The following is a 20,792-nucleotide window of genomic DNA, read 5'->3' as shown; positions in this document are numbered from 1 at the left end:
GCCGTCCACCGGGACCTCCCGCCGTCGCCCGCTCGCTCGTGACCTGCCGGATTTCCATCCTCTGCTGCCCAAGGGGGCCCCGCATCCGCAGGCGCGGGACTTCCGGGGCCCCGGGGTCAGCGGGCGGGGAGCCTGTCGAAGTCCAGCGTTCCGGCCGTGGCCTCCGCGCTCACGGGGAGCCGCAGGACCTCCGCGACCGGGTGGGGCACCGGGGTCAGGCCCAGCAGCCCGGTGACCAGCGCGGTCGTGGTGCGGTGCCAGGCTGCGGCGCGGCGGATCATCGCGTGGTCGCTGCCCCGCACGGTGATCAGGCAGGTACGGGCTCCGGCGCGGCGGGCGCGGGTGGCGAGGGACTGGGTGGCCTGCGGGCTGGTGACCCGGTCGCGGGTGCTGTGCAGCAGGACCACGTCACGCCCGGCGAGCTGGGTGACCGGGTCGCCGGGCGGGCACCAGGGGGCGAGGCCGACGACCCCGCGGACCAGGGGGTGACCTCCGGCGCGCAGGGCGGCGCGGGCGCCCATGGAGTGGCCGAGCAGGATCACCGGCAGATCCCCGGCTTCGTCCTGGAGTTCGTCGAGGGCCTGCACCGCGTCGTGGAACGCGTCGTCCCGGTCGCCGTTCCACCCCCGGTGGCCGTACCGCACCCGGCGCACCGTGACGGGGCCGGGGCCGGTCCCGTCACCCCGGTGTTCCCCGGTGGCCCGTTCCCCGGTCGCCCGGACGAGGGACCGGACGAAGGGCCACATCCGCACGCCGGGGAGGTTGAGCAGGCCGGGCGGTGGCGGTTCGGTCCCCCGGGCCCGGCCGCCGTGCAGGACGAGCACCGCTGCCGAGGGCATCTGCGGGGCCACGCGCGCCTCCTGGGTCGTGGGACGGTTCGCCCTTACGAGGAGCATGCTCGTGCGGAGCACCTGGGCACATTCTCGTTGGAACCTCTTCGCGGCGGGTACTTCGCCGCGAACATTCCCCGAACGAAGGAGACATCATGGCATCAGGCCCTCAGATCGGCGCGCCCGCACCGGAGTTCACCCTCCCGGGTGGGGAGCTGGTGGGTGAGGAGTTCGTGCGCCGGGACTACTTCCGCGACAGCGCGCCGGGCCGGTCGCTGATCCTCGCCTTCTATCCCGGCGACAACACGACGGTCTGCACCCGGCAGCTCTGCTCGTACTCCTCGGGCCTGGAGGTCTTCGAGGGGCTCGGTGCGGACGTGTGGGGAATCAGTCCACAGGGTGTGGACAGTCACGAGAGCTTCGCCCGCGGCCGGGGGCTGCGGATGCCGCTGCTGGCCGACGCGGACCGCGCGGTCGCCCGCGCGTACGGGGTCGCCGCGCCCGGTATCGGGGTGCGCCGCTCGGTGTTCCTCATCGGCCCGGACGGCGTGCTGCGGTGGAAGCACGTGGCGCTGATCGGCGCGACCTTCCAGTCCGTGGACACGCTGGCCGAGCAGCTCGCCGCCATCGAGACCGTCTGACGCCCCGCGTCCCTCAGATCCCGTCGCGCAGCCAGGGGCGCAGCTTCTCCGCGTTGCGGACCACCCACAGGCGGGTGACGCGGCCGTCGGCGATCTCCAGCGACGCGACCGTCAGGACGGTGCCGCCGCTCCGGGCCACCAGGCCCGGCGTGCCGTTGACCGCGCGTTCCAGGAGTTCGAGTCCGGGAGCCCGGTCGGCGACGGCCGCCATGTAGGCGGCGATGCGCGCGCCGCCCTCGACGGGGCGCAGGACGGCGCTCATCAGGCCGCCGCCGTCCGCGGTCAGCACGGCGGCCGGGTCGAGGAGAGCGACCAGAGCACCGATGTTCTTCGTCTCCCAGGCCTCCTTGACCTGCCGCACCACGTCGCCCCGGCCGGCCGCGGTCACCGGCGCGCGTTCTTCGCGCAACCGCCGCCGTCCCGAGGCGGCGAGCTGCTTGCAGGCGGCCGGGGTCCGGCCGAGGACGTCGGCGATCTCGGCGAACGGGTAGCGGAACACATCGTGCAGGACGACCGCCACCCGCTCGGCGGGGGTCATCGACTCCAGTACGACGAGGAAGGCCATGGTCACCGACTCGTCCAGGACCATCAGATCGGCGGGGTCCGCGCCGCTGTCCCGGTCCTGCCCGGCCGGGCCGGGCAGCGGATCGCGCAGCGGGTCGGGCAGCCAGGAGCCGACGTACCGTTCGCGCCGCGCCCGCGCGGAGCCGAGCACGTCCAGGCAGATCCGGCCGGTCACGGTCGTCAGCCAGGCGCCGGGGGCGACGATCTCGTCCCGCCGGGCGGGCGCCAGCGCGTACCAGCGGGTGTACGCCTCCTGCACGGCGTCCTCGGCCTCGGCGAGCGAGCCGAGCAACCGATAGGCGATGTTGAGGAGTTGGCGCCGTTCTCCGGCGACCTCGTCGGCGCGCGTACCCGCCGTACCCATCCCGGCCGCCCCCTCGCCTTACCTTCTCCGGGCCCATGTCGTCGGGCGGTTACGAGCTTATCGACCGCCCTCCGGGGCGCAGAAGAAGGGGGACCGCGGCCATGACCGACCGGGCGACGACAGAGCAGGCGACGAGGGAGCGGGCGACGGCAGCGCACGCCACGGCAGAGCGGGGGCCTGCCGCACGGGGGACGGCGGAACGCCGCTTCTCGTTCCTGCGGATCGCGATAGCCCTGCAGACCCTGACCATCTTCCTCCAAGCGGTCTCCGCCGGGCTGCTGCTGACCGCCTCCTACGGGGAGACGCTGCACAGCGTCGGCGCCCGGGTGATGTACGCGGCGTCGATGCTGTACGTCCTCGCGGCGGTGCTGGCGTGGAAGCCGGGCGGCGGTCCCCTGCGGCCCGTCTGGCACGCGACCGGCTTCCTGGTCCTCGCGTCGGTGCAGGTCGTGCTCGGTATCGCGCACGTGCCCTCGGTCCATCTCCCGCTCGGGGTGCTGATGTTCGGCCTGAGCCTGCTCGCGCTGGTCAAGCGCTGAAAGGCGTACGCGTCCCGGGGGCGGGGAACCGAGGGCACGGAATGGTTCGTCCCCCCGTGCGACTGGGCAATCACCCGGCATCGAGGTCGCTCGAAGACTGCCGGTTCCCGGCAGTGACGGTGGGCCCCGGGCCGTGAGACGCTCCGGTCGGTTCGCCACGGAGCTGGGCCGGGGGGCCCGATGGCTCAAGGGGGTACGAAGTGACGCTTCTCCTCGCACTGGGTGCGGCGGGACTCGCCCTGCTCGCTCTGTCGTTGCTCTTCGACGGCATCCTGGAGGGGCTCTTCGGGGGCCTGCTCAACGGACTGTTCGACGGCCTGCTCTCGCTCCCGGTGATCGCCGGATTCCTCTCGATGCTCGGCTTCGGCGGAGCGATCGTGCAGGGCACCACCGGGGCGGGACTGGCCGCGGCCCTCGCGGGCGGGGCTCTCGCGGGGCTGGTCGCGGCCTGGCTGACCTGGAAGTTCAGCCGGTCCCTCATGCAGGACCGGACGGACCCCACACCGCGCGGCGACGACCTGATCGGCACCACCGGTTCCGTCGTCACCGCCATCCCGGCGAACGGATACGGCGAGGTGCTGCTGCGCCACGCCGGGCACACCGTGAAGTACGCGGCGAAGAGCGCCGCACCCGTCGCACAGGGCGCCGAGATCTGGGTGGAGGCCACCTTGTCCTCCTCGTCGGTCAAGGTACGCCCGGTAGAACGCCCGTAAAACATACGGTTGTTGAGCAATCCGCTGCCCGAACGGGACGGCGGGCCAGGGGGCATCACCACATGAGTCCAGTTGTCATTTCCATCGTCGGCATCGTCGTACTGTTCGTGTTTCTCGGTCTCGCGGTCGTCACCCGGTACAAAGTCGCCGGGCCCAGCGAGGCGTTCATCATCACCGGGCGCCGGGGCAAGAAGCACACGGACCCGGTGACCGGTCAGACCAGCATCGACAACACCGGCCAGAAGGTCGTGGTCGGCGGCGGCGTCTTCGTGGTGCCGTTCGTGCAGCAGCGGTACACCCTCGACCTCTCCAGCCGGCAGATCCCGGTGAAGGTGCGCGGGGCCGTCACCCTGCGCGGGGTGAAGGCGAACCTCGAAGGCGTCGCGATCGTCAAGGTCGGTGGCAGCGAGGACGCGATCCGGGCGTCCGCACAGCGGTTCCTGCGCCAGCAGTCGGGGATCGCGGGCTTCACCCAGGAGGTCCTCTCGGGTTCGCTGCGCGCGATCGTCGGCCGCATGTCGGTCGAGGACATCATCCGCGACCGCGCCGCCTTCGCCAGCCAGGTCGCGGAGGAGGCCGAGGCCAGCCTCTCCGGCCAGGGCCTGATCCTGGACGCGTTCCAGATCCACGACATCACCACCGAGGGCACCTACCTGGAGGACCTGGGCCGCCCCGAGGCCGCCCGCGCCAAGCAGGAGGCCGACATCGCCGAGGCCAACTCGCGGCGGACCTCCGAGCAGGCCCGGCTGAAGGCGGCCGAGGACATCGCCATCGCCGAGCGGACCTTCTACCTGAAGCAGGCCGAGATCCGGGTGGAGACCGAGGTGGCCGCCGCCAAGGCGAACGCCGCAGGTCCGCTCGCCGAGGCCGCCCGTCAGCAGGAGGTCCTCCAGGAGCAGGAGAAGGTCGCCCAGCGCCAGGCCGCCCTGACCGACCGCGAACTCGACACCCGCGTCCGCAAGCCCGCCGACGCCGCCCGGTACCAGGCCGAGCAGGAGGCCGAGGCCCGCCGTATCGCCAAGGTCAAGGAGGCGGAGGCCACCGCCGACCGCGCCCGGCTGACCGGTGAGGGCGAGAAGCTCCAGCGTTCGGCACTGGCGGCGGCGGTACGCATCGAGGGCGAGGCCCAGGCCGCCGCCATCGCCGCCCGGGGTGCGGCGGAGGCCGAGGCCATGCAGAAGAAGGCCGACGCCTTCGCGCAGTACGGCGACGCGGCCGTGCTGCAGATGCTGGTGGAGGTGCTGCCCAAGGTCGTCGCCAAGGCGGCGGAGCCGCTGAGCGCCATCGACAAGCTGACGGTCATCTCCACGGACGGGGCGAGCCAGTTGGCCCGTACCGTCACCGACAACGTCGCGCAGGGCATGGAGTTGCTCACCTCCACGACCGGTGTCGACCTCGCCTCGCTCCTCAAGAACCTCACCGCCTCCCGGACCGGCGCACCGGCAGCCGCCGTGGCGGCCGGTTCCGGGGCGGCGGGCTCCGAGGCCACCTCGGAGCCGCACACCGCGAACGGGGGGAACGCCAAGGGAGACGGGAAGATCGAGGTCACCGACTGAGGCTTCCCGCATCCGGTGGGGCCGTCCGCGCCCGAAGGCCGTCCCGCGACTCGGGACAGCGGCCTTCGGGTGCGCGGGCGGCCTCATTCGTTCACCGGGGGCTCCGGGGGCCGGGTGTCCGCGCCGCTGTCCGCGCCGCTCGGCGCGGCGAGTCCGGCGAGACGGTCGCGCCAGCCGCCGGTGCCGTCCCCGGTGAGCCCGTCCTCGCCCCGGGCCCGCGCGGCCTCGTCCCGTTGGGCCGCCCACCGCGCGAATGCCTCCGTCTGCCGGCACTCCTCACACTTCGTGCGCCCGCCGTACGCCCGGAACATGTGCTCGTCCCCGGGCCCCTCACAGACCAGCAGCGGCACCTTCGGCACCACCTCCCGGTCGAGCTCCTCGCCCGATTCGGACACCCACCCCCTGCCCGGCACAAGGACCACGCCGCCGGGCCGGTCCACACCCTGGGGACGCGAGGCCCCCGGCGCCAGGGCTCCCGCCACGACACGTCTGTGGCCCGGTTCGGGCGGCATCTTCTCCGTCAGCCGGTGCCGCACGAAGCCGACGGCCGATCTGACCCCGTCCTTCGGCAGCTGTGAACTCAGCACGTACCGCATGTCGGCGGCCGACACACCGCGCCGCAGCCACTCGGCCGCCTTGTCCACCAGGCCCCGCACCTCGTACTGCCCCAGGTGCAGCTGCTTCGTTTCCTTCCTCAGCGACAGCAGCACCTGCTCGGCCAGCACCATCTCGGACGTCCAGCCCTTCCCCCGCGCTTCCTCCGGGGGCTCCGGAGCCTCCGCTGCGGGAGCGGGAGCCGCCTCGGGACCGCGTTCGGGAACGGGAACGCGTTCGGGCACGGGAACGCGTTCGGGCACGGGAACGCGTTCGGGCACGGGAACGCGTTCGGGCACGGGAACGGGCACGGGAACGCGTTCGGGCACGGGAACGCTTTCGGGTTCAAGAACGGACACGGCCACGGGCGTGGCAGCGATCACCGGGGCGGTCCTCGGCTGCGGGACCTCGGGCCGCGCGACCGGCGCCGCGACCCCCACCGGGTCCTGCTCGATCAGCCACTCCGGCGGCTCCGCCCAGAAGCCGCTGTCGGACTCGTCCGCGAGCAGCGGCCCCAGCTCGAACCGGCTTGCGGAACCGACTCGTTCAGCGTTCGAGTTCTCAACCACGCTGGTAGGTAGGTGGGATGAGCGCGCCATCAGTTGTCCGTCAGGTGGGTAGCCGCCGTCCCGCCGCCCTCGCAGGCGACCGGTGGGCGGACCCACGTCACTCGGATCGACCTGCGGCGATGCATCTTCCGAGGATGCCCACCCACCGGCCAGCCCCCAGCTCGACCGCCTGCCCGGCCCCCGGTGCGAGCCGTTGCCCGAGCCGCCGCCCGGCCCCTCGCCCGGCCCTTCGCCGAACCCTTCGTCGGACCAGACCGTCTCGTGTTCGCGCTTCGCCCAGATCGCCTTCGCCTCCTGCGTGGTGATCGGCGCGTTCGCCAGGATCTGCGCGGTCGCCCACCGGCCCCCCTCGTACGGGTAGGACCACTGGTGCAGATAACCCTCGCGCTTCAGGAACCTCTTGGCCCTCTTGTACGGGCCGGAGTCGATCCCGGCCGCCCGGGCGTAATCCGACAACGGGCCCAGCAAGCCGAGACGCTCCTCGTCGGGGAGCCCCTCCACGTACAACACGATGATCTTCGCGTCGCTGTTCATCCGACGCGAGCCGACCAGTGACCTCGAAAGCCTGCCGGTGTCCGACACCGGCGCGATAGCATGCCAAAGCATCCCTGTGGACCCCTTTCTCGTCCATAGCGGTGAAGGCCCTCGGGACGGTGCTGGCTACACCTCCGGGGGCCGCGCTATGTATGCGTACACACACACAGCGTGATGACGGGGTCACCGTACAACACCCGTAGCACCCCTCAGGACACGAACGGCCCACCACCGGACACATGCACTCAGAGACCCCAACTGCCGCTTGGGCCAGGGCCTCGGACGATTCATCAGTTCGGGAAGGTGGGCGGTGCGCTCACGCGCTCCTCCACACCGTTCCGGAACCCGGTCCGGGGAGAACGCGCGGCAAGGGAACCTGATCCAACTCGCCCACGTCGAACCGCGGAACGCGAGGGCAGAGGGGGACACGCCCTTCTGCCCGATCCACCGAGGGGGGACACACATGAGTGGCACGAGACGATCCGCCGGCTTGCTGGGGGCGGCGGTCATGGTGATGTCGATGGCCGCGTGCACGGCGAGTGGCGGTGGGGGCGAGGCATCGTGCGCCGCCAACTTCACCTATCAGGACAGGTCCTACTGGGACGCGGGGAACGTGGACTTCACGGTCGGGAGGAAGCTCGGCGCCGCGGCCTCAACGCCCTGCGACGACACCGGCGACCGGGGGAAGGACGAGGAGCCCGCCACCTGGAGCGAGACCGCCTACGCGGTGGAGGGCGTCTCGACCGAACTCGCCATCGCGGTCGGCGACACACCGGAGACCGCCACGTTCTTCGCGGTCCACTCCGACGCGGATGGCGCCGCCGACGCCGAGTTCCCGCCCGAGGTGCGGAAGCTGATCGACGGCTCCTGATCCGGCGCCGGTCGGGGCACTGCGTTCCGAGAGCCACTGTGTTCTGAGAGGCACGGCGTTCCGAGAGGCACTGTGTTCCGAGAGGCACGGCGTTCCGAGAGGCACGGCGCCCCGTCCGGCACCGCACGCGGGGCCCGGTGTGATTCCACGGCTGACGCCGTACCGGACCCCGCACAGGCCTTGCCCACCAGAGGGCCGCACTCGACCCCCGCCGTTCAGCGGCTGGTGGGTGCGGCGGTGGCGACGGCGGCCGGGGCCTCGCCGCCCGGGTCGGTGGAGGCAGGGTCGGCGGCGACCGGGTCGGCGGAGTTCTCATCCGTGGCGACCGGGGCCGTGGTGGCCGGGGACGGCACGGCGGAGGCCGAGGACCGGACGGAGCTCTCCTGCGGGACGGGCCCCGCACCGGAGACCGTCGGAGTGGGCGCCGGTGTGGGTGCCTGCCCGGTCGACGGAGGTCCGGACGACTGCCGGGTCGGCGCCGGGGTGGCCGGGGACGGCACCGATGTCGCGGGGGCGACCGGGGAGACCGGAGACGCCGGCAGAACCGGCACGCCCGGCGAATCCCCGCCCACCGCCAGGCGGAACGGCAGGACCGCCAGCCCGGCGACCGCGCACGCGATACCCACCCCGGCGGCGGCCCTGCGGTACCTCCGGCCCGCCGCGCTGCGGCGGATCACCTCGTACTGGCCCGGGGGCGGACCGAGGCGGTCGCCGGTGGGCCGCAGGATGACGGCGAGCGGGTCGTCGGGCTCGAACTCCGGCTCCTCGTCAACGCGTGTGATCAAGGCTTCTCCTCAGGTGGGCGCGGAGCAGTTCGCGGGCCGCGTGGAGATCGGCCTTGATGGTCCCTTCCTTCCGCCCGGTCAGCACGGACACCTCCCGGATCGGCATGTCCGCGTAGTAATGCAACAGGATCGGCACGCGCAGCCGTTCGGGCAACGACTGCACCAGCATCCGCACCGAAGGATCGGCCTGTTCGGCGTGGCCACCGACGACCTCCTCGGCGACCACCCGGCGTACCGCCTTGCGTTCGCGCTCCAGCGAACGCCAGTGGTCGCGTACGAGGTTGGCAGCGGTGACGTAGAGATACCCGCGCGGCTCGTCCACCGAAGTCCACCGCGCCCAGAGCCGGGTGAACGCCTCCGAGGCGATCTCGTGCGCCGTCCCGTCGTCGTCCACCAGGCGGCGGCACCACCCGGCGAGACGCGGATAGAGGACGGCGAACAACTCCGACGCGGCCCGGTCGTGCCGGCCGCGCCGGTCACTCCTCCCGAGGGCCCGCTTCATCGGGCTCCCGGCTGGGACGCGGTCGGGCTCGCCCCGGCCAGGGCCGCGAAGACGATCACGTTGTCCTGGTATCCGCCGTCGCCGTCACGGGCTCCGCCGCAAGTGATGAGCCGCAGCTCGGGGCGGTTCACGTTGCCGTAGACCTGCTCGGTGGGAAACTCGGCCTTCGCCACCGTCCGGGTGGCGAAGACGGTGAACTCGGCCGCCGTCGAATCCTTCAAGCGCACCACGACCCGGTCCCCCGCCCGCAGTTCCCCGAGGCGCCGGAACACCCCGTCGCCGTACGACCCGACCGTCACGTGTCCCAGGATCACAGCCGGACCGGTCTGGCCCGGCGTCGGCCCGTTCTCGTACCAGCCCGCCCGGTCGTGCGCGGTGATCGCGGGCACCTCCACCGTGCCGTCCGCCTCCAGGCCCAGCCGTACGACCGGGGTGTTCACCCCGATCGCCGGAACCTCCAGCCGCAGCGGCAACGAGCGGGTCAACGCGCCCTCCGTCGCCTTTACTTGGGGCGAGCCCTGCGCGGACGGCTCGCCTTCGGGCGCGGAGGTGACGGCGGCCTCCGCTCGCGCATCACCCCCCTCACCCGTACCGCCCCCGCCGCCCGCACGGTTGCCACAACCGGCGAGCAGCGAGGCCACGGCGGCGATCCCGAAGGCCCGCCTGGAGTACGAGGTCACGCCCCGGCCGCCCCGTTCACGCCGCTCACGCCACTGATCACGGTGGAGCGGCGTCGGCGCACGAGGAAGACGGCCGCGCCCGCCCCGAGTACCGCGGCGGCACCGGCACCGATCAGCACCCCGCTGCCACCGCCCGGCTGCCCGGCGACCTCGCCGGTGTTCGGTGCCCCGGCCGGTACGGCGGAGACCTGGGCGTCCTCGGCCGGAACCGGGGACGGAGGCTCCGTGGCGGCCTCCGCGGCGGCCTGGGGCTCCTCGGTGGCCGGAACCGGGGCAGCGCTCGGGGCCTCGGCCGGGACGGCGGAGACCGAGGCGGTCGGGGCCGGGGCCGGCGTCGGCCCGTCCGCGAAGGCGGGGCCGGCCGTGGTGGCCAACGCGGCGACACAGGCAAGCGTCATCAGGCTCAGGGTGGTTCGGCGCATGAGCTGCTCTCCTTCGTCGTCGGCCCACCGGGACGGGTGGGCCGGGAAACGGAACGTGCGGAGAGACGAGGCAGCGACGCCCCAGGTTGTAAAGGAATGGCAAAGCCGCAGGATCGCCGCAAGGTCACCAGGCCTCGCGGCGCGGGCCCCGGCCGGTCATCAGGCGCCCATGTCCATGTCGTTCGGGCTCATGTGGCGCGCTGCCGCCGCGTACCGCGCGAGATGGTCCACGGCCTTCGCCAGCAGCCGCAGATTGACCGCCGGGTCCTGGCCCGGGTCCTGCGCCACCGCCCACGCGTGGCAGACCATGTGCGTGACGATCTCCCGTGCCCGGGAGTCCGCGAGCTGGGCGGCGTACGCGTCGGCCAGCGGCGCGTACGCGACGATGGCGCGGCGCAGGCGGGACCTCAGGGCATCCGCCGCCTCGCCGGTCGCCCGCCCCCGGGCGAGGTCGAGGGCCAACTGCACGTCGGCGGCCAGATCCGCGCGGCTGACCGGCACACCCGTGGTCGGCGTACCGACGTACGGCGGAACTCCGTACGTCACACCGCCGTACCCGGCTCCTCCGGCTCCGGCTCCCCCCGTCCCTCCGGCCGACCCGTACGCCGCCCCGCCGTACGAACCGCACATGCCGGGCGGCGTGCAGTGACCCGGAGCCGCACCGGACGTACCGGTATCTCCCGACCCGCTGCCACCATTCGCCCCACCCCCACCGCACGCCCCGTTGTTTCCGCTCGCCCCACTGTTTCCGCTCGCCCCGCTGTTTCCGCTCGTCCGGCCGCTTCCGCTCGTCCGGTTGCTTCCGCTCGTCCGGCCGCTTCCGCTGGTTCCGCTGTCTGAGCTCATCGCGAACTCACCTCTTTCGGTGCGAAGGGTGGATCTGAACTCCCGGAGGGATGGCGTTCAGTGAACTTGCGAACACACACAGTGAGGAGATGCCAGGCTGTGGGCCACCTGTAGTCCCGCGTAGGCCAGGCCGGGAGGACCGCCCTGGTGAAGGAGTGAGCGCAAGGTGCCCGAATCCCAGGAGATCGGCGAGCTGATCCGCCAGGCGTGCGCGGCACGAGGCTGGGGTCCGAGCAAACTCGCCCGGGAGCTGGGGATCGCGGAGGGTCGCGGCCCGAACGGCCTCGACCGCCAGTCGGTGCGGCGATGGATGGCCGGGCGCCGGAAACCCGACTACTGGCTCCCGTACATCGCGGACGTACTCGGCCTGGACACCGACCCGCCGCGCCCGACGCCGTCCGTACCCGCTCAACGATCCGCCTCCCGCCCCCTTGCGGGTCTCGATACCGTGGCGTCAGTCGTCGAGTTGGGGAGGAACGACGTGCTTCGGCGAAACTTCCTGGCCGCCTCGGGCGCCCACGCTCTGGGCGCTCTGAACCTGCCCGACCCCGAGAGCGTCACCCGCCGGACCAACCGCGCCGGCGGCGTACGCGTCGGCACCGGAGAGGTCGCCGCCGTACGCCAGATGACCCGCGCCCTCGGCGACACCGCCGCCGAACTCGGCGGCGGACACGCCCGCCACCTCGCCGTCCGCTACCTCACCGAGGACGTCGCCCCCTGGCTCGACGGCACCTACACGGACGAGATCGGCCGGGACCTCTTCGCCGCGACCTCCCAACTCGTGCACCTGGCAGGCTGGATGGCCCAGGACGAGGGCAACCAAGGCATGGCCCAGCAGTATTACGCCCACGCCTACGGCCTCGCCGTCGCAGCCGAGGAAGCCGAGCTGTCCGCAACAGCGCTGCGGGGCCTGGCCGTTCAGGCGATCGATCTCGGACCCAAGTACGGCGCGATGGCGTTGCGCCTCTCCGAACGCTGCGTCGAGAGCGCAAAAGCCCTGGACGACCCGCGCGCCGTCTCGTACTTCCAGACCACCCTGGCCGACGCCGCCGCCCTCGACGGCGACCACCGTCTCGCCACCCGGGCCCTCACCGCCGCCCAGACCGCGATCGAGAAGACCCCCGACGCCGCCCCCGGCGAATCCTGGGCCTCCCACTTCAGCATCGGCCGATGGGCCCACCACTCCGGCATGATCCTCGCCCGCCTCGGCGACCTGGACAGCGCCACGGGCCACCTCCGCGAGTCCCTGGAGATCCACGGCATCGACCGCCGCCGCAGCCGCGCCATCATCCTCGCCGACCTCGGCCAGATCCACCTCCGCCAGGGCCACTTGGACGCTGCCCTCGCCACCTGGACCGACTTCCTCGATTGCGCCGAAGGCATCCACTCCGTGAAGGTCACCGAAGCCACCGAGGACATGCGCACCCGCCTCGACAAGTACCGCAAGGTCCCCGGCGTGGAGGAGCTACGCGCCCGCGCCGAAAGCCACGTACCCACGGGCGCGGGAGCCGGGGCGGGGGTTCCGGCGGGGGGCGGGTGACGTTTCGGACGCCTTCGGCCTCGGCCCAAAATGGAAAATGGAGGTCATGGACGTCCCCGCGTTGCTGGAAGCCGCTTCCCTGCTCGTCCCCGAGGAGACCGCCACGGAGAACGACCTCACGGTGTCCGACATCTGGGAGTACCTCACCCAGGACGAGTGGGAGGTGGCGTTCGGACTGCTGGAGGAGCTCGGAGAGGTCCGGCCGCTTCCACTCGCCTTCTGGGAAGCCATGGCCACGGCGGCCGAACAGTTGCGGCTGAAGAGAAGCACGACCTGGTGCCACTGGCGCGGCTACGAAACCCGCAACGGCATCATCCGGGCCGACCTCACCCTTCGCCCGGCCGCCGAAGCCCGACGCCAGACGCCCATCCCCGGCGCCGGCATCCTGCGCCCGATGTGGGACATCGGCAACCGAACCCCGACCGGCGACCTGGTCGTCAGCATCGCCGCACTCTGGGTCGAGCGCATCCCCTCCCTCGAACCCGGCGGCCGAGCCCCGGTGCGGCTCGCTCCCCTGACCCCCGAACACTGGCGGCACCTGGTTCCCGGCCAAGTGATCGCCATGCACGAGGACCGGTCCGTGGCCGGGACCGCGGTCGTCCTGGAAGTCCATCCCCCCACGACCGCGCCCACCGCGTAGCGGGCCGATCCGGCGTCGCGGGGGAGAGGCGGGCGGCGGACGGGCGGCAGGCAGGCGGGGCGGAGGCAGAGACGGAGGCCATCCCCGCACGGGCGGGGAGCACGCACGGGGTATCGCCGTATGGCGGTACAGCCGGGGACCATCCCCGCACGCACGGGGAGCACTGGCTCAGCCTATTGACTCCAATTGGAGTCAAAGGACCATCCCCGCACGCGCGGAGCACCCTTCCCGACCTGGGCGTTCAGCCGGCCATCAGGCCCAAATCTTCCAACTTCACCGACTCCGGTAATAGCGACATCCCACCCATAACCCCCCAGGCACTCCCTCCCCCACCACTCACGCGCCACCAGGCCACAGTTCCGCTCAACACCCGGAGCGCCCCTCGCGGTCCCGGTCCCGCCAAGCCCGCCGCACCTCCGCGTAACCGACCAGCCGGATGCCCTCCTCGGCCAGTACCGTTCGCGCCTCCGACGAGACCAGGAACTCGTAGTCCGTGCGTCGTACGCGCCAGCCCTCGTCCAGCGCACGGGACTCCTGGGTGCCGAGGCTCGGGTGGACCGCCCATTCATTGAGGCCGGGCGGCAGGTCGCGCAGGAGCTGGGCGTACCGGGACGGCTTGCCGTCGAGCGGGAGGGCGTAGCTGTCCAGGAAGTCGTTCTCGCTGACGGGCAGTCGGCGCAGGCGCATGGCTTCGCGTGCGGGGGCCAGCCAGGCGCGGACGGCGAGTCCGTACTCGGTGGCGAGGGACACGGTGAGGTCGAAGATGTCGTCGCGGCCACCGTCCGCGAGGCAGTGGAAGTCCAGGTGGGTGGGGGTGAGTCCGGCGTCCGCCACGGTGTCGATCTGGGCCCGGAACTCCCGCTCCACGTCCTCGACCCGGGCTTGGGCGAGGAGCGCCCCACGGCCGGAGGGGGTGGGGGTGAAGAACCCGCCCGTGGGATCCAGCAGAGACGGTACCCGCGCCCTGTCGCTCACCGGGCCCCAAGGGTTTCGGGGCATCTCGCAGACCATCGTGAGGTGCACGCCGAACGAGATCTCCGGCCTTCGGCGCAGTCGCCGCATCGCGTCCGGTGCGGCCGGGCACGGAACCATCAGGCTGCACGAGCCCGCGATGCCCTGCTCGATCGCTTCCACCACCGCCTCGTTGCTCGCGGGGTACATCCCGAAGTCGTCGCAGTTGACGATCAACAGGCGCTCTCCGGGCGGGTGACCGAGCAGTTCGCCCGACCGGAGGGACGGGGTCTCCACCTCGGTGGTGCCACCGGTGCGGCTGCGGGAAGTGACACTCGTGTCGTCCATGCCCGCAGTGTGCGGCCACTCCGACCGGCGCCGGAAGCGGATTTCTCTCCACAAAGCGGCCAGGCGTCCCCGTCCGCCGGTGGCCCCGCAAAACGCGGAGAGCAGGTTCGGTCCCGGCAGCCCGTCCCGGCACTCGGTGGACACCTGCACGGGGTCATCCCCTCGCGGGCGGGGAGCGGAAGCGAACGCCTCGGCACGCATCGTGGCGGGACCGTCCCCGCACGCGCGGGGAGCACCGACCATAACGACTCAGAAGCAACCCAATTAAGGGACCATCCCCGCACACGCGGGGAGCACTCTTCCTGACCTGCGGGTTTATCCAGCGGGAGTCGGCTCCCAGTCCAACTTCACCGATTCCGACCTATCCGACATAGCGCGCATAACACCAACACCCCACCCCTCCCGGCCCAGTTCACCACACCCCCACCCGCCCCGTCAGCCACCCGCAAACGATCACCACCGGACACTGCCACCCCCACCCCACCGCGCACCGAAAAGTCGCCCCTCCACCCCACCCGCCGACGCCCCTATACACCTCACCCCCTCCCCCGGCTCCCGATAAAGCGTATGGATCGCGTTAAGGTATTGAAAGGTAAAGAGATCACCAAGAGCTGACAGGGGCGCCGCACGCATCGGCGTGCCACTCGGGAGGAAGCCATGGGAACCCGCCGCACCACGCTGCCCGGAGTCGGAACTCAGTACGACTTCATCACCGAGTCGGGCCAGCACATCTCCGTCGTCGTCCACCACGACGGGCGGCGGTTCATCGGGTTCTACGAGCAGGACGACCCAGATTCGTGCCGGCTGTCCGTACCCCTGACGACGCACGAGGCGACCGCGCTCGCCCACCTCATCGATCCCGCGCCGATCGACGCCGTACGGACCGAGGGCATCGACCTGGTCACCGAGCACATCCCGCTCGGGTCGCGTTCGCCTTACGGGGGACGGGTGTTGGGCGACACGCGGGCGCGGACCCGGACGGGGGCGTCGATCGTGGCGGTGCTGCGGACGCACAGCGCGCATCCGTCGCCGGGGCCCGACTTCCGGCTGGCCATCGGCGACACACTCGTCGTCGTCGGTACCCGTGAGGGCGTCGACACGCTCTCCGAGATCATTGCGGAGGGCTGATCGTGCACGACATGACCGCGTTGCTGGTGGAGCTCGGCTCCGTCATTCTCGGGCTGGGGATCATCGGGCGGTTCGCCGGCCGGATAGGTCTCTCGCCGATCCCTCTCTACCTCCTGGCCGGGCTGGCGTTCGGCGAGGGCGGGCTGCTGCCACTGGGCGCGAGTGAGGAGTTCACGGCAGTCGGCGCCGAGATAGGCGTGATCCTGCTGCTGCTCCTGCTCGGGCTCGAATACAGCGCATCCGAGCTGGTCACGAGCCTCAAGACCCAGTACCCCTCCGGGCTCGTCGACTTCGTCCTCAACGCGACCCCGGGCGCCGTCGCCGCGCTGATCCTCGGCTGGGGTCCCGCCGGGGCCGTCGCGCTGGCCGGGGTCACCTGGATCTCCTCGTCCGGTGTGATCGCCAAGGTGATGACGGACCTGGGGCGCCTCGGCAACCGGGAGACCCCGGTCATTCTCGGCGTCCTCGTCATCGAGGACCTGGCGATGGCGGTGTACCTGCCGCTGCTGACCGCCATGGTCGCCGGGGTCGGTCTCGCCGGAGGCAGCATCGCGCTGCTGATCGCGCTCGGCACCGTGGGGTTCGTCCTCTACCTGGCACTGCGCCACGGCCGGATCATCAGCCGGGCCGTCTCCTCCGACAACCCGGAGATGCTGCTCCTCGTCGTCCTCGGCCTGACCGTGCTCGTCGCCGGGCTGGCGCAGGAACTCCAGGTCTCGGCGGCCGTGGGTGCGTTCCTCGTCGGCATCGCGCTCTCGGGCGAGGTCGCCGAGGGGGCGCGCAAGCTGCTCACTCCGCTGCGGGATCTCTTCGCTGCGGTGTTCTTCGTCTTCTTCGGGCTCTCGACCAACCCGGCCGACATCCCGCCGGTCCTGCTCCCGGCGGCGCTGCTCGCCATCGTCACCATGCTGACCAAGATCTTCACCGGCTGGTACGCGGCGCGGCGCGCGGGCATCAAGTCCCGTGGCCGGTGGCGGGCCGGCGGCACGCTCGTGGCGCGCGGCGAGTTCTCCATCGTCATCGCTGGTCTGGCCGTGGCGACCGAGCCGCGTATCGGGCCCATCGCCACCGCGTACGTACTGATCCTGGTCATCCTCGGCCCGCTCACCGCCCGCTGGACCGAGCCGGCGGTCGTCCGGATCAGGGCGATGCGCGGCACCCGCCCCGCCGCCACCACGGGCACCACGGGCACCACCGCCGCCACCACGGGCACCGCCACCAAGGCGACCGCCACCGCTGCCGCACGGTCGCCGCACGTACGGTCCACGCACGTACGGCCCACGCACGACGACCTCACTCCCGAGCACGTCGGCGAGGGCCGCGACTGACGCCCCGCGGCGCGAGCCCGTAACGCCACGAGGTCTCCCGTTCCGCTCCCGGGAACAGCCGATGCTGTTCCCGGGAGCGGGGAAGCGGGAGACCTCCGACGTGACCCGCCGATGGTCCGGCGGTGGGTGTCAGTGGTTGTCGACGATGCTCTTGGCGATGCCGTTCACGACGACGACCTCGGCGGCGACGCCGTCTCCCTTGGTGGCGGACTCCAGCATCTCCTCGCTGCACGGCATCGCCGCCTGCCCGCCCTCGACACCGCAGATGTCGCCGGTGCCCTCGATGTCCGTGTCCTCGGACACGAGGAACTGCTGCTCGGTGCCGTCCGCGCCGACCACCGTGTACTTGCCGGGGGCCAGGAAGGTCACCTTCCCGTTCCAGGTGCCGTTGACGCCCTTGCCCTGGTCGATGCCCTCGATCACCGTCTCCGAGTCGCCCGACGCCGTGTCCCCGCCCGAGGTGGCGCTGCCACCGGTCGTGCCGCTGCCGCTGTCGGAGGCCGCGGCGGACGGCGCGCCCTGCGTCGCCGAAGCCGAGGGGGCCGTCTCCAGCGGGGCGCCGGTGCTCGTGTCCTTCGCGCCGGTGTCCGAGGCCGCGTCGGAGTCGCTGCCCTGACAGGCCGTGAGAAGCAGGGTGCTCGCGAAGGCTGCGGCGACGAGGACGGCGGTCTTGCTGCGGAGGGCCGAAGCCATGGTGATGCTCCCGTGGAGAGGGCGCCCGGGGAGAGACGTCTCCGCGGACCGCCGGTGATCTGTTGGGGGGACCTGCTGTGTGATCACTATGAGCCGTCCGCGCGATGCCCTGCCCGGAAGTCCTGAACCCACGACACCGCTGTCATCGTTCCCGTACACGGCAACAGTTGTGTACTGCACGCGGCGCGCCGTCTTTACCGGCCGACCGCCGAAACCCCAGGTGGGGAACGCTGGGGACACCCACTACAACGAGGTCGCCGCGTGCAGGATGCGCACCAGCGTCACCGTGGCGTTCACCGACGACAGCGCCGAAGCCGCCGTGCCCACCGTCGCCGTCAGCGCGGCAAGAAGCAGATGGGCCGATGCGGGTGGCCAGAAACGTGCGGTCGGGGCGGGGTCGAGGAGGGCGGCGACCCGGCGCGGTACGGGCCCTTCCACCGCGAAGGCGGCCAGGCCCCCGTACGGCGATCCGGCCGAAACCAGCGCCGCCTTGCCCACCGCCCGCGCCACCACACGGCGGCTGCCCACCGCCCGTGCCGCCTCCTCGTCGGCCCAGCGCTCGGCGCTGTACGCCACGGCTGTACGCAGGGGTACCAGGAACGGGTTGGCGCGCGCGGCGAGTTGGGTCAGCAGCAGATAGCGGTGGTGACGCCCCACCAAGTGGGCCCGCTCATGGGCGAACAGGGCCTCCCGCTCGGGCGGTTCCAGACAGTCGAGCAGGGCGCTGGAGACGACGACCCGGCCCGTACCCCCCTTCCGGCCACCCCGCGGATCGCCTCGCCGGGCACTGCGCCGACGGTGGGCCGGGCGGAGGCCGCCGGGGAGCGCGTACGCGTAGGGGACGGGGGACTCCACCACGCTCACCCCGGGCCCATGAGCGCGCCCGTACCCCTCGCCCGCCTGCCCCGCCGCCTTCAGCGCGCGGGCCGCGGCGTACCGGGTACGTACGTGGCGTACGAGCGTCGCCCCGCAGCCGGCCACCACCGCGCCCAGCACGCCGATGGCCACCAGGCCCGTCCGGTCCTCGTAGGGCAGCGCGGCCCTGACCTCGGGGTCCGACCAGCCGTCCGGCAGCGGGTTGCCCGGGAGCCGGGCCGTACCGATCACCATCAGCAGGGCGAGGCAGAGGGTGCTGCACAGGGCGAGCGTCGTACCGGCGGCGGCCAGCAGACGGGTCGCGCTGCGCGGGTGCAGGTGCTGTGCGGCCAGCCGCGCGACGGGAAGCGCCGTCAGCGGCAGTACGAGTGGCAGGTAGACGAAGACGCCCATCGTTCCCTCATCGTCATCGGCCTTGCGTGGGGTCGGCCGGGTCCGGCCCGGCCTGCGCGGCCCGGGACAGCAGGGCGCGCAGGCGCTCCTCGTCACCGGGGCTGAGCGCGGAGACGAAGCGGGCGAGGACGGCCTCGCGGTCCCGTTCGCCGTCGAGCACCCGGCGCATCCGCAGCGCGGCGAGACCGGCTTCGTCGGAGGCGTTCGTCCAGGTGTAGGAGCGGCCCGCACGGGTGCGGGTGACCGCGTTCTTCTGATGGAGGCGGGAGAGGATCGTGATGACGGTCGTGTGGGCGAGGCCGCCTTCGAGGCGTTCCCGCACCCAGCCCGCCGTCACCGGCCCGCCGCCCGCACGCACGACCGCGAGCACCTGGGCCTCCAGCTCGCCCTGCGCACGCCTGCGCAGCCGCCCGCCGCCCGCCGGAGAGCTGTCCGACGGAGCGCTCTCCGGCGGAACGTCCGGAGCACCCTCTCGGGAGACCTCCGGTGAGGTGTCACGCCCCGGCGGAACGTCTTCGTGCCTTCCGGCGTTTCCCATGCGGTGTCCGCCCTTCGCGAGCTCTCGCAGTCACGGCGGGGCGGGCCCGGGCACTGCTCAGCGATTCGCCGCATCCTACTGAGCCGTCTTTCCGGGGCAAAGCCTGCCGGTAGAGCACCGAGTTCTACACGTCTGTAGAGTTCCCTTCGGTTCAGGCAACGCACCACGAAGCAACGTATGGAGACGTCATGGCCCTTTGGGACCGGATCAAGGAATCCGCCTCGACGATGCAGACGCAGCTGGAGGCGAAGAAGAACGACCTGAAGAGCGGTGCGTTCCGCGACGCGAGCATGGCGATGTGCGCCCTGGTCTCCGCGGCCGACGGTTCCATCGACCCGTCGGAGCGTCAGCGCGTCGCCCAGCTGATCATGAGCAACGACGTGCTCCAGAACTTCCCCGCGGAAGACCTCCAGCGTCGCTTCAACGCGTACGTGGACAAGCTCACCGCGGACTTCGCCTTCGGCAAGGTCACCGTGCTCCAGGAGATCGCCAAAGCGAAGAAGAAGCCGGCCGAGGCGCGCGCGGTCATCCAGATCGGCATCGTCATCGGCGGCGCCGACGGCGACTTCGACAAGTCGGAGCAGGCCGTGGTCCGGGAGGCGTGCTTCGCGCTCGACCTGCCGCCGCACGAGTTCGACCTCTGAGCCGGACCACCCCGTCGCGTCCGGCGCTCCGGACGCGCCCAGCTCCACCCGGCTCCACCCGGCTCCACCCAGCCGCACCCCGACACGCCCCGGCCGCCACGGCCGGGGCGTGTCCCGTTTCCGCGCGGCCGGGGCCGCGACGGACGCCCCGGAAGGACCCCGAAAAGCCCCTGCGCCCCGAAAGAACCCCGAAAAGCGCCTGGAAGGCCCCCGAAGAGCCCCCGGACGTCCCCCGGCCGGACGCCGAAAGACGCCCCCGCATCAGAGTCGCGTCAACGTGACCCCGGTCCGGCGTCAAGTACCCGTCAGGGCCCGGGATTCACCCGGTCCGTCTCCTGCCTGCGGACTTAGCGTCGAAGACGAACCCGCCGGGTCGCCTCCGCGACCCGTGCCGACGCCTGGAGGCACCATGGAAAGCGCGCTGCCTGATTCCGACCCCCTCGAACCCGTCCCGGCCGGACCTCCCCTCGCATCCGTCCCGGCCGGGCCCCTGTTCGTACCCGTCCGGTCGGGTTCCGTCGGCTGCCCGTCGAGCGTCCGGGCTCTGTTCTTCCGCACCCCGCTCGGCGCGCGCACCGCCGTCGCGTTCACCTCTCAGAAGCGGCTCGTCGCCACCCTGGGCGCCGGACAGCGGTGGGTACGCCTCGGCGAACCCGCCCTGCGCGCCCTCGCCGCGCCGCTCGGCGTCCGTGCCCTCACCGTC

The 20,792-nt window shown here is 72.1% G+C and carries 23 protein-coding genes; 11 read left to right on the top strand and 12 right to left on the bottom strand.

All coding sequences use genetic code 11. The annotated features are described in order from the left end of the window. Positions 1-116 precede the first annotated feature (116 nt). On the bottom strand, positions 117-851 hold the full coding sequence (locus tag ACWD3D_RS11810; RefSeq protein WP_451460740.1) for an alpha/beta hydrolase: 735 nt from the start codon (positions 849-851) through the stop codon (positions 117-119). 134 nt (positions 852-985) lie between these two features. Between ACWD3D_RS11810 and ACWD3D_RS11805 the strand changes: the two genes are divergently transcribed. Continuing rightward, positions 986-1,471 (top strand): peroxiredoxin family protein, encoded by a 486-nt coding sequence (locus tag ACWD3D_RS11805; RefSeq protein ID WP_451460735.1) that lies wholly within the window; start codon positions 986-988, stop codon positions 1,469-1,471. Between the two features lie 13 nt (positions 1,472-1,484). Here ACWD3D_RS11805 and sigJ read toward each other — a convergent pair whose 3' ends face one another. Beyond that, positions 1,485-2,399, bottom strand: coding sequence for an RNA polymerase sigma factor SigJ (gene sigJ / locus ACWD3D_RS11800; RefSeq protein ID WP_451460734.1), 915 nt, complete (start codon positions 2,397-2,399; stop codon positions 1,485-1,487). A gap of 101 nt (positions 2,400-2,500) precedes the next feature. Here sigJ and ACWD3D_RS11795 point away from each other — a divergent pair, with 101 nt between their 5' ends. The 3 genes from ACWD3D_RS11795 to ACWD3D_RS11785 all read left to right on the top strand — a co-directional run bounded on the left by ACWD3D_RS11795 (position 2,501) and on the right by ACWD3D_RS11785 (position 5,207). After that, entirely contained in the window at positions 2,501-2,938 is a 438-nt protein-coding gene (locus ACWD3D_RS11795; RefSeq protein WP_451460733.1) for a hypothetical protein, read from the top strand. 200 nt (positions 2,939-3,138) lie between these two features. Continuing rightward, the gene (locus ACWD3D_RS11790; protein ID WP_451460732.1) at positions 3,139-3,651 is read left to right on the top strand and encodes a hypothetical protein; all 513 of its coding nucleotides are present in this window, start codon (positions 3,139-3,141) and stop codon (positions 3,649-3,651) included. A 62-nt stretch (positions 3,652-3,713) separates the two neighbouring features. After that, a complete protein-coding gene (locus ACWD3D_RS11785; RefSeq protein WP_451460731.1) occupies positions 3,714-5,207 on the top strand; it encodes a flotillin family protein in 1,494 nt (497 codons plus the stop codon). 83 nt (positions 5,208-5,290) lie between these two features. Here ACWD3D_RS11785 and ACWD3D_RS11780 read toward each other — a convergent pair whose 3' ends face one another. Then, positions 5,291-6,904 carry a hypothetical protein gene (locus ACWD3D_RS11780; protein ID WP_451460730.1) on the bottom strand — a complete coding sequence of 538 codons (1,614 nt, stop codon included), beginning with the start codon at positions 6,902-6,904 and terminating at the stop codon, positions 5,291-5,293. Positions 6,905-7,367: 463 nt separating this feature from the next. Between ACWD3D_RS11780 and ACWD3D_RS11775 the strand changes: the two genes are divergently transcribed. Beyond that, positions 7,368-7,775, top strand: a complete 408-nt coding sequence (locus ACWD3D_RS11775) for a DUF6281 family protein (RefSeq protein ID WP_451460729.1) — start codon at positions 7,368-7,370, stop codon at positions 7,773-7,775. A gap of 215 nt (positions 7,776-7,990) precedes the next feature. Here the strand turns inward: ACWD3D_RS11775 and ACWD3D_RS11770 are convergent, their stop codons facing one another. From ACWD3D_RS11770 to ACWD3D_RS11750, 5 genes are all read right to left on the bottom strand, one after another. Next, a complete protein-coding gene (locus tag ACWD3D_RS11770) occupies positions 7,991-8,560 on the bottom strand; it encodes a hypothetical protein (RefSeq protein WP_451460728.1) in 570 nt (189 codons plus the stop codon). Beyond that, positions 8,544-9,062: an RNA polymerase sigma factor gene (locus ACWD3D_RS11765; protein WP_451460727.1), complete on the bottom strand. Its 519-nt coding sequence runs from the start codon at positions 9,060-9,062 to the stop codon at positions 8,544-8,546. The genes ACWD3D_RS11770 and ACWD3D_RS11765 overlap by 17 nt, the downstream gene beginning before the upstream one ends. Continuing rightward, on the bottom strand, positions 9,059-9,742 hold the full coding sequence (locus ACWD3D_RS11760; RefSeq protein ID WP_451460726.1) for a class F sortase: 684 nt from the start codon (positions 9,740-9,742) through the stop codon (positions 9,059-9,061). Before ACWD3D_RS11760 ends, ACWD3D_RS11765 begins: the two co-directional genes overlap by 4 nt. Then, positions 9,739-10,164, bottom strand: a complete 426-nt coding sequence (locus ACWD3D_RS11755) for a sortase-dependent protein (protein WP_451460725.1) — start codon at positions 10,162-10,164, stop codon at positions 9,739-9,741. Before ACWD3D_RS11755 ends, ACWD3D_RS11760 begins: the two co-directional genes overlap by 4 nt. 159 nt (positions 10,165-10,323) lie before the next feature. Then, on the bottom strand, positions 10,324-10,710 hold the full coding sequence (locus ACWD3D_RS11750; RefSeq protein WP_451460724.1) for a hypothetical protein: 387 nt from the start codon (positions 10,708-10,710) through the stop codon (positions 10,324-10,326). Between the two features lie 466 nt (positions 10,711-11,176). On the opposite strand from ACWD3D_RS11750, the gene ACWD3D_RS11745 reads away from it, so the two are divergent. Both ACWD3D_RS11745 and ACWD3D_RS11740 read left to right on the top strand, forming a co-directional pair. Then, a complete protein-coding gene (locus ACWD3D_RS11745; protein WP_451460723.1) occupies positions 11,177-12,550 on the top strand; it encodes a tetratricopeptide repeat protein in 1,374 nt (457 codons plus the stop codon). Between the two features lie 46 nt (positions 12,551-12,596). After that, a complete protein-coding gene (locus tag ACWD3D_RS11740) occupies positions 12,597-13,190 on the top strand; it encodes a hypothetical protein (protein WP_451460722.1) in 594 nt (197 codons plus the stop codon). A 363-nt stretch (positions 13,191-13,553) separates the two neighbouring features. On the opposite strand, the gene ACWD3D_RS11735 is transcribed toward ACWD3D_RS11740, so the two are convergent. After that, the gene (locus ACWD3D_RS11735; RefSeq protein ID WP_451460721.1) at positions 13,554-14,489 is read right to left on the bottom strand and encodes a polysaccharide deacetylase family protein; all 936 of its coding nucleotides are present in this window, start codon (positions 14,487-14,489) and stop codon (positions 13,554-13,556) included. Between the two features lie 657 nt (positions 14,490-15,146). Between ACWD3D_RS11735 and ACWD3D_RS11730 the strand changes: the two genes are divergently transcribed. Beyond that, complete coding sequence (locus ACWD3D_RS11730) at positions 15,147-15,617, top strand: cation:proton antiporter regulatory subunit (protein WP_451460720.1); 471 nt, start codon at positions 15,147-15,149, stop codon at positions 15,615-15,617. A 2-nt stretch (positions 15,618-15,619) separates the two neighbouring features. Continuing rightward, entirely contained in the window at positions 15,620-16,945 is a 1,326-nt protein-coding gene (locus ACWD3D_RS11725) for a cation:proton antiporter (RefSeq protein ID WP_451460719.1), read from the top strand. A 129-nt stretch (positions 16,946-17,074) separates the two neighbouring features. Here the strand turns inward: ACWD3D_RS11725 and ACWD3D_RS11720 are convergent, their stop codons facing one another. From ACWD3D_RS11720 to ACWD3D_RS11710, 3 genes are all read right to left on the bottom strand, one after another. Beyond that, a complete protein-coding gene (locus ACWD3D_RS11720) occupies positions 17,075-17,638 on the bottom strand; it encodes a hypothetical protein (protein ID WP_451460718.1) in 564 nt (187 codons plus the stop codon). Positions 17,639-17,881: 243 nt separating this feature from the next. Further along, the gene (locus ACWD3D_RS11715) at positions 17,882-18,907 is read right to left on the bottom strand and encodes a M56 family metallopeptidase (RefSeq protein WP_451460717.1); all 1,026 of its coding nucleotides are present in this window, start codon (positions 18,905-18,907) and stop codon (positions 17,882-17,884) included. Between the two features lie 13 nt (positions 18,908-18,920). After that, complete coding sequence (locus ACWD3D_RS11710) at positions 18,921-19,445, bottom strand: BlaI/MecI/CopY family transcriptional regulator (protein ID WP_451460716.1); 525 nt, start codon at positions 19,443-19,445, stop codon at positions 18,921-18,923. A gap of 188 nt (positions 19,446-19,633) precedes the next feature. Between ACWD3D_RS11710 and ACWD3D_RS11705 the strand changes: the two genes are divergently transcribed. Beyond that, positions 19,634-20,089, top strand: a complete 456-nt coding sequence (locus ACWD3D_RS11705; RefSeq protein ID WP_327176926.1) for a tellurite resistance TerB family protein — start codon at positions 19,634-19,636, stop codon at positions 20,087-20,089. 409 nt (positions 20,090-20,498) lie between these two features. After that, on the top strand, positions 20,499-20,792 hold a 294-nt coding region (locus tag ACWD3D_RS11700), incomplete at its 3' end, for an SAV_915 family protein (RefSeq protein WP_451460715.1).

Source organism: Streptomyces sp. NPDC002690 (genome assembly GCF_053592415.1).
This window is presented reverse-complemented; position numbering and strand designations above follow the sequence as displayed.